This is a genomic window from Roseburia sp. TF10-5 (assembly GCF_003462365.1).
GTDB lineage: Bacteria > Bacillota > Clostridia > Lachnospirales > Lachnospiraceae > Roseburia > Roseburia faecis.
Genome location: NZ_QTYW01000002.1, coordinates 133,201 through 146,277, shown reverse-complemented (window position 1 = coordinate 146,277; position 13,077 = coordinate 133,201). Strand labels below are relative to the sequence as shown.

The following is a 13,077-nucleotide window of genomic DNA, read 5'->3' as shown; positions in this document are numbered from 1 at the left end:
TCGTTTGAAACGCCAGAACCGGTATTTGCCGGAACTGGCGTTTCTTTCATCAGTGACTTCTTTTACAGTCCACTTTATATTGAATTGTAAGAAATTACATCAGTTTACGGAACAGTGCTTTCAGATCTTCCACACTGGCATCTTTTGGATTTCCAGGTGCGCAGGCATCGGCATGTGCGGATTCTGCAAGGAACTGTAAGTCTTCTTCCTTCAGTGCTTCCAGTTTGGTCGGAATTCCGACATCGACGGAAAGCTGCTGTACGGCATCAATCGCTGCCTTGCGGTATTCGTCCACAGACATTTCATCGACACCTTTGACACCCATGGCGCGTGCAATCTCACGGTATTTTTCACCGGTGCAGTCGGCATTGTATTCCATAACGATTGGGAGCATCATTGCACAGGCAACACCGTGTGGAGTGTCATAGACAGCACCAAGTGTGTGTGCCATGGAATGTGCGATTCCAAGTCCGACATTGGAAAATCCCATACCTGCGATATACTCGCCGAGTGCCATGCCTTCGCGTCCCTCTTTTTCGTTTGCAACGGCACTGCGCAGGGATTTGGAGATCAGCTCAATGGCTTTGAGGTGGAACATATCTGTCATTTCCCAGGCTGCTTTTGTAGTGTATCCTTCGATGGCGTGTGTCAGGGCATCCATACCGGTAGAAGCAGTAAGTCCCTTTGGCATGGAAGACATCATCTCAGGATCTACGATTGCGATAATTGGCATATCGTGTGGGTCAACACATACAAATTTACGCTTCTTTTCCACATCGGTAATGACGTAGTTGATGGTAACTTCTGCCGCAGTACCAGCAGTGGTCGGAACAGCGATGATCGGTACACATGGTTTTTTGGTCGGAGCTACGCCCTCAAGGCTGCGCACATCTTCAAATTCCGGATTGGCAATGATGATACCGATGGCTTTGGAAGTATCCATGGAAGAGCCGCCGCCGATTGCAATGAGGTAGTCGGCACCGGAATCCTTGAATGCCTGTACACCGTGCTGGACATTCTGGATGGTTGGATTTGGTTTGATATCGGAATAAATCTCATACACAAGACCATTCTTGTCCAGTACATCTGTTACCTTTTTTGTTACACCAAACTTGATCAGGTCAGGATCGGAGCAGACAAAAGCTTTCTGGAATCCGTGTGCTTTTGCCTCGGTTGCAATCTCCAGAATTGCACCTGCGCCGTGATAAGATGTTTCATTTAACATAATTCTGTTTGCCATAGTTGTAATCGTCTCCTTTGCATACATTCATGATACTCTTATTGTAGCAATGAAAAATCCGGGATGTAAGTTACAAAAGCAGCAGATTGTAACATGTGGTCCAAAATTTTTTTCCTTGATTTTTTATGGGAAAAGGAGTAATCTGTCAATGGGAATGAAGTTCTCCCAAGGGAATCTCCCTGAACTGCTGAACGATAAGCTGATGACTTCTACGATTGTTTGATCGCAGAGACCATCGGCTTTTTTATTTGCTGTAAGATTTTAAGGATGTGCAGGGGAAGGGTTGATGCAGGATGGATGTAGCAGTAAATCAATTGTTCATATGTCGCATGTAAGAGACGAAAAAGGGATTATGAAAGAAGAGGAAAACCATGAATCTGTCACAAGATTTACAGGGATTAAAGAAAAAAGCAAAAGAAACATTTTTGTATGTGCTATCTGCGCTGCTCCTTGGCATTGCAATTGGTGCCATTGACGCGGTATTTGGTCGTGTTTTACTTTTTATTACAGATTTTCGTTCGGCGCATGTAGTTGTATTGCTGCCGTTTCTGCCGCTGGCAGGGCTTGGGATCGTCTGGTTATACCGGCATTTCAATGAGACGGCGTCAAAAGGAATGACGCTTGTCATGGAAGCCGGGCAGGGAAAGCGGGAGTCGATTCCACTGGCACTCATCCCACTTGTCATGGCCGGTACATGGATCACACATCTGTTTGGCGGAAGTGCGGGGCGCGAGGGCGTTGCCGTGCAGATCGGTGCTACACTTTCCCATGCGTTTGCCCGCAGATTCCACTTCCCGGACAACGGCAGGATATTATTGATTGCGGGAATGGCAGCCGGATTTGGAGGCCTCTTTCAGACTCCGTTTGCAGCAGTCTTTTTTGCGATGGAAGTAGTGGTGAGTGGAAGTATGGCATATTCCGCATTGCTTCCTGCGGCAATTGCGTCTTTTACGGCATCTGCAACTTCGCATGCTCTGGGGCTGGAAAAATTTTCGGTTCTTCTTTCGCAGACCCTGTCATTGACGGACACAAAGACGGTGACGTATCTGATTCTTTTTGGAATCTTGTTCGGTCTGACGGGACGGCTGTTTGCGGTGCTTTTGCAAAAAGTAAAACAGTTTATGGGAAACGTATTGGAAAATCCATACAAGAGAATCGGCTTTGTGTCGATCCCACTGGCGGTGTTCCTTTTTCTGATGTGGAACGGACGGTACTGCGGACTTGGAACCAATCTGATCGCGCAGGCATTTTCCGGAGGAGAACTGTATACGTTTGATTGGATTTTGAAGCTGCTCTTTACGGTACTGACTTTGTCGATCGGGTTTCAGGGCGGAGAGGTGACACCGCTTTTTTCCATCGGTGCATCGCTTGGTTTTATGCTGGGAAGCCTGGCAGGATTGCCACCGATGGTCTGCGCGGCACTTGGATACGCGGCGGTGTTTGGAAGTGCAACCAATACTTTGCTGGCTCCGGTTCTGATCGGAATGGAAGTATTTGGTGTGGAAAATGGGCTTGCATTTTTTGCGGTCTGCCTGGTGGCATTTCTGGTCAATGGCAACCGCTGCATTTATACGGCACAGAAACGGTCTTTTTGGTAAAAATCCCTTGACTCTCACCCTGGTTCATGGTTTATAGTTCTGCCAGAATTTAAAAATTGAGGTGGAAATCATGAACTGGGTGATTGGAAAAAAGCAAAAAAGAAGAAACAGAATAAAAGCACAATTCGGGAAAAATCCAATGGAGCTGGAAGCGTGGGAATCACTGGAGAAGCGCATGCGCGAAATCCGTATGTATGAAGAGCTGGTGGTGCAGGACGTAAAGAAGGAAGAATGGCAAAGTGCAGGAAGCGTGGATACCGTTACGTGGAATGACCTGGAGATGGATCGTGTATTTGCGCGGATCAATCATACCCGGACGTATATGGGAGAGCAGATTCTGTACCATCGCCTGCACAATATGCAGACACGGCAGTCCTGTGAGGATATGGAAAAGAGGATTTCGTTTTTTTCGCGCCGGGAATCCATACGCACAGAGATAGAAGAAAAACTCATGCGTATCGGCAAGCAGAAAGAAAGCTGTTATCTGCCGTTTTTCCTGACGGAAGAAATTAACCCACTGGTCATTCCCGGTGCAATATTGTATTTTTTGCAGGGACTGCTGGCTTTTTGTCTGATCGGGGCAATTTTGCTGCGAAGTAATTTGTGGGCAACTGGTTTTCTTGTTGTGGCGGTAGTCAATCTGCTTATTTATCTGCATACAAAATGCAAATATGAGGGAAATTTGTTTATGGTATCCAGTCTGAAAGAACTTTTTGATTTTTGCAACTGGATTGTAAAAAAACTGGAACCGGACAGACCGGAAATTTTGCATGCATTGGAGAAAACTCAAAAATTATCCCACCGGATGCTGCGCTGGCAGACTAGAAAATACCAGAGCATATCCGGGGATGTGACGGGGATCCTCTGGGATTATATTGCGGGAATTACGCTGCATGATGTTGTCGCATTTTACCGTATTCAAAAAACTTTGCGCGCGTGCAAAAAAGAGACGATGCAACTGTATACATTTGCGGGAGAAATCGATATGGAGATTGCGATCGCATCCTTCCGGAAAAGCCTGCCGCAATGGTGCTGTCCGTCATTGCAGAGTGATGGCGCAATCAGTGTGAAGGAAATCAGTCATCCTCTTATGGCAGATGCAATCCCGAATGATTTTGTTCTGAAAAAAGGTGTGGTACTGACCGGGGCAAATGCATCTGGTAAATCGACATTTATGAAAGCGGTTGCCATCAATGTGATTCTGGCACAGACGATCAATACCTGTGTTGCAAAAAATATGAAAATGCCTGCAATACAGGTGATGACCTCGATGGCACTTCGGGATGATGTGCTGCAGGGAGAGAGTTATTACATGCGTGAAATTAAATATTTAAAGCGCATGCTCGATGAATTGGAAACGGGTGAGCCCATGTTGTTTGTGATTGACGAGATTTTAAAAGGGACGAACACGCGTGAGCGTCTGGCGGCATCCAATGCCATTTTATCCTACATGGTACAGAAACAGGGCTTTCTCCTGATTGCCACACATGATCTGGAGCTGGTGTATGCCTTAAAAAACCGATACGACACATATTATTTTGACAGTCAGGTTCATGAAAAAGATATCGTTTTTCCATACAAAATCAGACGTGGGATCGTCGGGAAAACAAATGCCATAGATTTGATGGAACTGCTGGATTTTCCAGAAGAAATTACAGACCAGGCACGGCGTGCGGTGGGAAAGAGATAATTGTATTTTCAAATATATAGAAGGAAGGAATGGGACAGATGAAAATAGGACAGGCAGCGCAACTGACCGGATTAACCATCAGCAATATCCGCTTTTATGAAAGAAAGGGGCTGCTCGAACCGGAGCGGAATGACCAGAGCAAATACCGCAATTACAGTGAACAGGATATCCGGCGGTTAAAACAGATCATTTTATATCGGAAAATGAATATGCCCATCGAAAAAATTGCCTCGATGCTGGATGATCCGGCAGTTTCTGAGGAACTTGTCCGGCAGCAGTTGCAGGAGTTGTTAAATAAGCAGCAGGAAATACAGGGTTCCATCGACCTGTGCCGGAAACTTGCAGCAGATCATGCCTACGATGGCGAAAATATTGATTTTTACCTCAACTATGTAAAAGAAGAAGAGAAAAAGGGACATAGCTTTGCGCAATTGGAGGAACTTGTCGGTGATTTTTCGGAGTACAGCGAGTTTTATAAAGTGAGTGGCGATCCGGTTTTCCAGTTTCTGTTTTGTAAGGTCAAAAATCAGAAGCTGTTTGGATGGGTATGGTTTGCACTGTGGATCGCACTGAGTGTTTTTTTTATTGTGGAGTTTGGATTCGGTGACGGGCATATGCCGCTTGTGGTAAAAGCGATCGTTATCGGGGCTGTGCTTGTCTTTTTATGGTATGATTTTATCCGGTATTGCAGAAAAAAGCGAAAATATACCGTTAAATACAGGAAAACAACAGCACCATAAAAGGCATGGTCACAATGGCACACAGCGTGGTCACTACGTTGATTGCGCTGGCATAGTGTGCATCATTTCCGTACACCTGGCACATCTGTGTAACGGTAGATGCAGATGGGGTGATTACTGCGAGAAATACAATGAGCATGATCTTTTGAGCATCTGCAGACAGTGTGGCAAGATGGCTGATTTTTATGAGAAACAGTGCAATCAAAGGAACGACAATCATTCTGAGAGCCGATATGAAATACACGCGTTTATTTGCAAAAATCGCTTTTAAATCCATTCCGGCAAAAAGCATTCCGGTTACAATCATGCTGGCCGGTCCGATCATATTTCCAACACTGGAGATGGTATTTGTAATGAGTTCCGGCAGCCGGATTCTGGTGAAAAATAAAATGGCACCAATGGCAATGGAAATCATATTGATGTTAAGGATGATTTTCTTCCAGTCATAGGAAGATTCACGGCTTATGATTTTCTTGCAGTGTGTCCAGAGGAAAACAAGCTGCACGCTCATGAAGACACATCCGTAAAGCACCCATTTCTGTCCCAGAACGAATGTCACGATAGGAACAATCAGATTACCGGAGTTGGAGTAATAGATAGAAGCTGTTTCCACTTCATTTAAGGAAAACAGTTTTCCCATCACGAAAACGACAAGCAGGAGAACCACCTGAAGCAATACGGATGCAGCAAGCGCGATCAGAAGACCATTTACGGTTTTTTTGGTATAGTCCACCTGAAAAGCGTTTATAATCACGCATGGAATGATCAGGTACAGTACGATTTTGGATAAAACCTTACTGTCTTCTTCCTTGACAATTCCTGCCTTTACAATAATAAATCCCATCAGAATCATGAGAAAAAGTTCAAAAATCTGTTCCATTAAAAGAATACTGATCTGCATAAAATCACCCTGTCTTTCTAACTGCCTATCATAGAACTTGTAAAATAAAATTGCAAGAGTATACCGGTTATTTGCAAAAGCAGAAACTGTGTAAGTTTATGGTTCCTACTTTCATGATAGAATCATATCCTGAAACGTGTGATATGACAACACAAATACGTCCTGAAACGTGTAACATCATAACACAAATACGTCCTTGAAAATGTTGACGGCTCTGCCATAAAGGAATATTATATAAAGCAATAAGAAAAGCTGCATATAAATTCCACTGACAGGGAGGACGCACGATGAAACGTTTTACATTGGAACAATTGGTGCCTGACACAATAAACTTGTTGATACCGGAACAAGATGGCGTATGTTTTGAAGAATTTTTATATCAGCTTCGACCAAACGAACGAAAGGGGAATTCGTGATGAAAGGAATGATGAAAGTCAAACTGGTGATTGCTTTGTTGGTGGTAATCGCTGTTGCAATTTTTTATTATGTTTCACTTCCGGCAATTAACATTCATGCAACAGAAACCTGGAAATTTATTTTTCTGATTTTGGCGGTGCTTTTCGTGCTTTATATTGTAAGAAAGGCAAAGATAGCAGGACAAAGCAAGATTGAACTGTCCTTTATTAAGGAATATACAGGTTTAAAGATTGGAGTGATTGTCTTTTTACTGTTTTTGGCGGTTTATGTGGCAGGCTCCATTTTGTCCTCACCGATTGTCAATGCAGCAAAATATCAGAAACTTTTAAAAGTGGAAGAGGGGGAATTTACCGAGGATATCAAACAGATTTCTTATGACCAGATTCCACTGTTAGATCGTGACTCCGCATCCATTCTGGTAAATCGTAAGATGGGTAGTCTTGTTGATATGGCGTCGCAGTTTGAAGTCAGTGAACTTTATTCCCAGATTAACTACAAAGGGGAACCGGTCCGTGTGACACCGCTCCGTTATGCGGATACCATCAAGTGGCTGACGAACCAGAAGGAAGGAATTCCAGCCTATATTAAGATTGATATGGCAACGCAGGATACGGAGCTGGTTCGTTTGTCAGAAGGCATGAAATATACGCCATATGACCATTTTCATAGAAACTTAAAGCGTCATTTAAGATTTCACTATCCGACCTATATTTTCGATGATATCAGTTTTGAGATTGATGAGGAGGGTACGCCTTACTGGATTTGCAGTGTTGCAGATTATAAGATTGGTCTGTTTGGAGGTAAGACCATCGGCAGAGTTGTGCTTTGTAATGCTGTGACAGGTGAGTGCACTGATTATGCGGTAAAAGATGTGCCAAGCTGGGTAGACCGTGTTTATTCTGCCGATTTATTGGTACAGCTTTATGATTATTATGGATCTTTAAAACATGGATTTATCAACAGTGTGTTAGGACAGAAGGATTGTCTGACCACCACGAACGGTTATAATTACCTTGCAATGAATGATGATGTCTGGGTTTATACCGGAGTAACCTCCATCACAAGTGATCAGTCCAACGTTGGATTCGTCCTGATGAATGAGAGAACGATGGAGACAAAATATTATCAGGTAGAAGGCGCAATTGAAGATTCTGCGATGTCCTCTGCGGAAGGTAAGGTGCAAAACCTTGGCTATACAGCAACCTTTCCACTGTTATTAAACATTGCAAATGAGCCGACCTATTTCATTGCATTAAAGGATGATTCTGGTCTGGTAAAAATGTATGCGATGGTAAATGTGCAGAAATATCAGATTGTAGCAACCGGTGATTCTGTCAGTGAATGCGAAAAGAACTATATGGAACTGATGAAGCAAAATGGTGTCAATGCGGAAACAAAAGAGAGCGACAGTGTCAAGAAAGCAACCGGTACGATTGCAAAAATCACCGATGCAGTGGTAGAAGGAAATACGCACCAATATATTTTGCTCGAAAATGATTCCGATATTTACGATGTATCGGTAGTAGATTACCTTGATATCGTGCGTTATGGTGTAGGAGATACCATCACATTTGAATATATGGAGGGTGAGCAGGCCAATACCGTGCTTGGGATTGAAAAATAGAACTATGATTGTAGTTACAGAATAAGGATAGAGGGGCAAGGTAAGCCCCTCATATTAAGAATTACTTAACTCTATCGTCATACCAAAGCAGATATTTTGTGAGTAGTATACCTGAGACAAATCCGACCATCGCATAAGTGGCTGCATCAATAGAAATAGAGAACAATTGGACAATTGGTGCCTGACACAATAAACTTGAAGGTAAGCAATATTCAATTTTGTAAATAAGCATATCATTCAGCTAACGAACGATAAAAACTCATTTCCTCCTCGGAAACTGCCTTATTTTATTGCAGCATTTCCTGCTTAATTTTTTCGTATAAAGGACGAATGGTTTCCGGCACTTCCTCCAATTCGTCCGCAATCTGATCCAGAGGTTTGCCTTTTTGAATTTTTTTACGAATCTGCTCTGACAATTTTTCTTCTTTCCCGATCTCTTTGCCGATCTCTTTCCCGATCTCTTTTCCGATCCTTTCGCCATCCTCAATTGCTTCGGCGCGCTGCATTTCCAGCCGTCGTTCAAATGTATAGTCTAATGTCATCACGTGCATTACCTCCTCCCTGTGTTGAGCCAGAAAATCCCTAAGCACATTTTCTTCCATACACTGGTTGATAGCTTTCTCAATGGCATCTTCCAGATTTCCACTGATTTCATTATTTTTCCGCACCATATCCACAAAATACATATATTCACGCAATGTCTGGCATTTTGACAGCAATGGAACATTTTTCCCATTGTTAATATTGTAAACATGGCAGACCAATTCTATCTCAGGATTCTTGGTTTCTTTTTCAAATGCATCAGAAAGACGGAGATCATACTGATCCGGCGCATCTTCTTTTCCATTATAAAACACGACAAAATGGGGCACTGGAATCTTTAAGATTCTTCCACCATAAATATCACGTTTCTGAGCTTTGATTTGTTTTTGTATAATGCTTGCAAAATAAAGCAGATCCCTCAGTGGCATATTCGGGCAATAGGTCGACTGATGCTCATACAGGCTCAGATTCGCATCAAGAATGAATGATGCATCATTCCGTACGGTAAGCGAAAAGCTTTTGTCATCCAAAGTTGTCATTTCAACCAGTTCTGGATCATCATAGTCCGTTCCATTAATCGCGTTATAAATTTCCATTGCACGTTTCTTGTCCTGAAGAAGCATGCTGAACACATCACTTTTGTATTCTTTGTTTGCCATACAGTTTCCTCCTTGTGTAAGCCACAGAATCTGTATGACAACACATCCCATATCAATACAAATCCTGCTTATAACAAAATTAAGTTAAAATAAAGTTGAATTTTAAAAGCAAGACTTTCCGGGATAATTTGAAATGAAAAAATAAAATATATGATATAGACGGCTCGCCAGGTACTGTCCGCCCAAGCTATGGAAAAATATGTATTTGCTTTGTGACAAGTATAGCATTTAAATGCCTGAGATGCAACAAAAACCTTCCACATTTATGCAAACAGTAACGTCCAGAAAAGTGTAGCACTATCACATAAATACGTCCTGAAAAGTGTAGCACCATAACACAAATACGTCCTTAAAAATGTTGACGGCTCTGCCATAAAGAAATATGATATAAAGTAATAAGGAATGCTACATATAAATTTCACTGACAGGGAGGACGCACAATGAAACGTTTTATAAGGGAACTTCTTTTCCGGTAGGGAAAGTTGATTTCATGGATCTGTATGCGTTCAAAATTTATATGCTTGATGTCGGGCTTCTGCTTGCCATGACAGATCTGGATGCAAGCGTTATCATTGATGGAAACAGGATTTTTACAGAGTTTAAAGGGGCGTTGACGGAGCAGTATGTGTTGCAGCAGATGATAGCGGAACTGGGTGTGGAACCATATTATTACACAACGGCAAATTCTACGGGCGAAATTGATTTTATGCTGCAGGCACCCGGATCGGTCATTCCGGTAGAGGTGAAAGCAGAGGGAAATCTGCGGGCAAAAAGTCTGCGGGCTTTTTGTGAGAAGTATCATCCCAAGCATGCGGTGCGGACTTCCATGTCGGATTTCCGTGAGCAGGACTGGATGACAAACATCCCGCTTTATAATATTGACCGGATTGGAGAATACCTCAAATGAGCACCATAACTCGGCTGGAATTTAAAAACGGGGCAAAAAAAGAAAATAAATATATCAAAAATGGGGCAAAATATGAAATGTTCGATTGAAAAAACGGGGCAAATTTTGTTATCATGGAGCATATGGAACAAATATGAGAAAAAACGAGGAAAATCCCATGAAAATGACAACCCTGTGTTACATAGAAAAAGACGGAAAATACCTGATGCTCCACCGCACCAAAAAGCAGCACGACATCAACAAAGACAAGTGGATTGGTGTAGGCGGACATGCAGAAGGCACGGAAGGACCGGAGGACTGCCTGTTACGTGAAGTAAAAGAAGAAACCGGCCTGACACTGACTTCCTACCAGTTCCGCGGGCTGATCACATTCATCAGTGATGAAGCGCCGGAGCCGGAAGAAATGTGCCTGTTTACCGCGGATGGTTTTACCGGGGAGCTGATCGAGTGCAATGAAGGCGATCTGCAGTGGATGGACAAAAAAGAAGTGCTTGCGCTTCCGACCTGGGAAGGAGATGCCATTTTTTTAAAACTGCTGATCGAGGAAGACGAGCACCGCTTTTTTACACTTCGGCTTGTTTATGAAGGAAGTAAACTGGTAGAAAAACAATTGTACCGGTATTCATAGAAAACAGATTAAATTTGAAATCATTAGTGCTCAGAGATTACTCTGCAAACAATACCTTCGCAACCTCATATAAAGTTTTGCCTTGCAAATGGTAAGAGGAGCTGTACCTGAACAGGAGAGGAAAGGAATAAAAAATGGAAAACGAAAACCAGACCCCGCACAAGCGCCGTGTGCATTATAAAGGAAAATACCCGAAGAAATTTGAAGAAAAATATAAAGAACTACAGCCGGAAAAATACAAAGACACCATCGCGCATGTCATCCAGAAAGGCAACACCCCGGCAGGCATGCATATCTCCATTATGGTAAAAGAAATTCTTGATTTCCTGCAGATCAAACCGGGACAGACCGGTTTTGATGCCACACTCGGCTACGGAGGTCACACGAAAGCCATGCTCGAGCAGCTGCAGGGGCAGGGACACATCCATGCGACCGATGTCGACCCGGTAGAATCGGCAAAGACGAAAAAACGTCTGGCAGAGCAGGGATTTGGCGAGGACATGCTGACCATCCATCTGCAGAATTTCTGCACGATCGATGAGATTGCAAAAGAAGTGGGTGGATTTGATTTTATTCTGGCAGATCTTGGCGTTTCGTCCATGCAGATCGACAATCCGGAGCGCGGATTTTCCTTTAAAGTGGACGGACCGCTTGATCTGCGGCTGAATCAGGAGGCAGGAATCAGTGCGGCGGAGCGTCTGGATACGATCAGCCGTGACGAGCTTGCCGGAATGCTTTATGAAAATTCGGATGAGCCGTACTGTGAGGAACTTGCAAAAGCGATCACCGATGAGATCCGCAAAGGACACCGCGTGGATACCACCACAAAACTGCGCAGGATTATTGAAGACACCCTCGATTTCCTGCCGGAAAAGGAGAAAAAAGAGACGATCAAAAAGACCTGCCAGCGGACGTTTCAGGCACTTCGCATCGATGTCAACCGAGAGTTTGAGGTGCTTTATGAATTTATGGAAAAACTGCCGGGTGCTTTAAAACCGGGCGGCCGCGTGGCAATTCTGACATTCCATTCCGGGGAGGACAAGCTGGTAAAGCGTGCTTTAAAAGAGGGCTGTCGTGCAGGCATTTATTCGGAGTATGCAAAGGATGTGGTGCGTCCGTCCGCGCAGGAGTGTGCGCAGAACGGACGGGCACGATCCACGAAGATGCGCTGGGCGGTACGCAGTCAGTGATCCTGATACACAATCATAATTGCCATTATTTGAGTCTTTGATAGGTGATGGGAATTTCTTTTGCACCTTTACGGTAGGAATCCACCCACTTTTTCAGGTCAGCAGCATCTATGGCGGTTTCTTTCCCTTTGGCATTTGTCAGGAGATATACGATACCGTCGTGATCCTTATCAGCGGAATCCGGAAATGAGGAAAATCCGTCAATGCTGTCTGCCCATTCTTTTTTATTCCAGTCGGTCACAAAACCTATTTGGGTGTAGGAGGCATCATCGGCCTGATAGGACCATACCTGATAAGGCCAGAAAGTGTTGGGGTCGGCTGCACCAGCGGTGGAATAAGGACCACCGTAAGGACTTCCGTGGGAAATATCCTCTTCCACAATTCCATTGTCGTAAAAACGGGAAAAAGTAAAGAAACCACCAATTTCATGAACCAGAGTAGGTGCATTGGGATCATAGGTGTACACTGTAATGCCGCCATCCGGACCACTATCATAATCAAAATCAAGCAGAAGCTCTTTTATGCCGTCCTGGGTGACATCGACAATTGCGTAGTAGATCGACAGTGATTCTTCCCAGTCAAACTCGGTGAACTCGGTGTCAGAACCCGGATACATGTGGTTTTGTCTGATTTTCCGTAATACGTTCCGGTAAGCAGAGACCGCGCTTTCAGTCTCCGTCTTGGAAGTTTCAGTCTCCGTCTCGGAAGTTTCTGTTTCCGTCTTGGAAATTTCAGTCTCCGTCTCGGAAGTTTCTGTTTCCTCTTTGGAACGAGAAGTACATGCGGTACAGGTGCACAGGACAAGACAAAGCATGACGGGAAGAAAAGTTTTTTTTATATGTTTCAGCATAGTGTTACCTCCAAAATTGTATGGATGATGTTTTGTCTGTTATTATATATTTTTATCCGATTTTGTAAAGGGACAAAAGATAGTATGTGT

At 43.6% G+C, this 13,077-nt stretch carries 11 protein-coding genes and 1 riboswitch; of the genes, 7 read left to right on the top strand and 4 right to left on the bottom strand.

Going from position 1 to position 13,077, the window contains the following annotated elements; translation table 11 throughout:
* Nucleotides 1-94: 94 nt before the first annotated feature.
* On the bottom strand, nt 95-1,240 hold the full coding sequence (gene fucO, locus DXD06_RS02755) for a lactaldehyde reductase (protein WP_117830685.1): 1,146 nt from the start codon (nt 1,238-1,240) through the stop codon (nt 95-97).
* Between the two features lie 141 nt (nt 1,241-1,381).
* Nucleotides 1,382-1,459: riboswitch (Fluoride riboswitch) on the top strand.
* Nucleotides 1,460-1,611: 152 nt separating this feature from the next.
* Here fucO and DXD06_RS02750 point away from each other — a divergent pair.
* From DXD06_RS02750 to DXD06_RS02740, 3 genes are all read left to right on the top strand, one after another.
* Complete coding sequence (locus DXD06_RS02750; RefSeq protein ID WP_117830564.1) at nt 1,612-2,838, top strand: chloride channel protein; 1,227 nt, start codon at nt 1,612-1,614, stop codon at nt 2,836-2,838.
* A gap of 70 nt (nt 2,839-2,908) precedes the next feature.
* Nucleotides 2,909-4,528: a MutS-related protein gene (locus DXD06_RS02745; protein ID WP_117830563.1), complete on the top strand. Its 1,620-nt coding sequence runs from the start codon at nt 2,909-2,911 to the stop codon at nt 4,526-4,528.
* A gap of 29 nt (nt 4,529-4,557) precedes the next feature.
* Nucleotides 4,558-5,268: a MerR family transcriptional regulator gene (locus DXD06_RS02740; protein WP_117830562.1), complete on the top strand. Its 711-nt coding sequence runs from the start codon at nt 4,558-4,560 to the stop codon at nt 5,266-5,268.
* Here DXD06_RS02740 and DXD06_RS02735 read toward each other — a convergent pair.
* The gene (locus DXD06_RS02735) at nt 5,240-6,169 is read right to left on the bottom strand and encodes an AEC family transporter (protein ID WP_117830561.1); all 930 of its coding nucleotides are present in this window, start codon (nt 6,167-6,169) and stop codon (nt 5,240-5,242) included. The two genes, DXD06_RS02740 and DXD06_RS02735, sit on opposite strands and share 29 nt — an antisense overlap.
* A 424-nt stretch (nt 6,170-6,593) precedes the next feature.
* On the opposite strand from DXD06_RS02735, the gene DXD06_RS02730 reads away from it, so the two are divergent.
* Nucleotides 6,594-8,210 carry a CvpA family protein gene (locus DXD06_RS02730; protein ID WP_117830684.1) on the top strand — a complete coding sequence of 539 codons (1,617 nt, stop codon included), beginning with the start codon at nt 6,594-6,596 and terminating at the stop codon, nt 8,208-8,210.
* 287 nt (nt 8,211-8,497) lie between these two features.
* Here DXD06_RS02730 and DXD06_RS02725 read toward each other — a convergent pair whose 3' ends face one another.
* On the bottom strand, nt 8,498-9,412 hold the full coding sequence (locus tag DXD06_RS02725) for a hypothetical protein (RefSeq protein WP_117830560.1): 915 nt from the start codon (nt 9,410-9,412) through the stop codon (nt 8,498-8,500).
* A 490-nt stretch (nt 9,413-9,902) separates the two neighbouring features.
* Between DXD06_RS02725 and DXD06_RS02720 the strand changes: the two genes are divergently transcribed.
* The 3 genes from DXD06_RS02720 (at nt 9,903) to rsmH (ending at nt 12,137) form a co-directional block, all read left to right on the top strand.
* Nucleotides 9,903-10,319, top strand: a complete 417-nt coding sequence (locus DXD06_RS02720) for a DUF4143 domain-containing protein (RefSeq protein WP_117830559.1) — start codon at nt 9,903-9,905, stop codon at nt 10,317-10,319.
* 157 nt (nt 10,320-10,476) lie between these two features.
* Nucleotides 10,477-10,947 (top strand): NUDIX hydrolase, encoded by a 471-nt coding sequence (locus DXD06_RS02715; protein WP_022046828.1) that lies wholly within the window; start codon nt 10,477-10,479, stop codon nt 10,945-10,947.
* Between the two features lie 134 nt (nt 10,948-11,081).
* The gene (gene rsmH, locus DXD06_RS02710; protein WP_117830558.1) at nt 11,082-12,137 is read left to right on the top strand and encodes a 16S rRNA (cytosine(1402)-N(4))-methyltransferase RsmH; all 1,056 of its coding nucleotides are present in this window, start codon (nt 11,082-11,084) and stop codon (nt 12,135-12,137) included.
* Nucleotides 12,138-12,162: 25 nt separating this feature from the next.
* On the opposite strand, the gene DXD06_RS02705 is transcribed toward rsmH, so the two are convergent.
* The gene (locus tag DXD06_RS02705; protein ID WP_117830557.1) at nt 12,163-12,987 is read right to left on the bottom strand and encodes a hypothetical protein; all 825 of its coding nucleotides are present in this window, start codon (nt 12,985-12,987) and stop codon (nt 12,163-12,165) included.
* Nucleotides 12,988-13,077 lie beyond the last annotated feature (90 nt).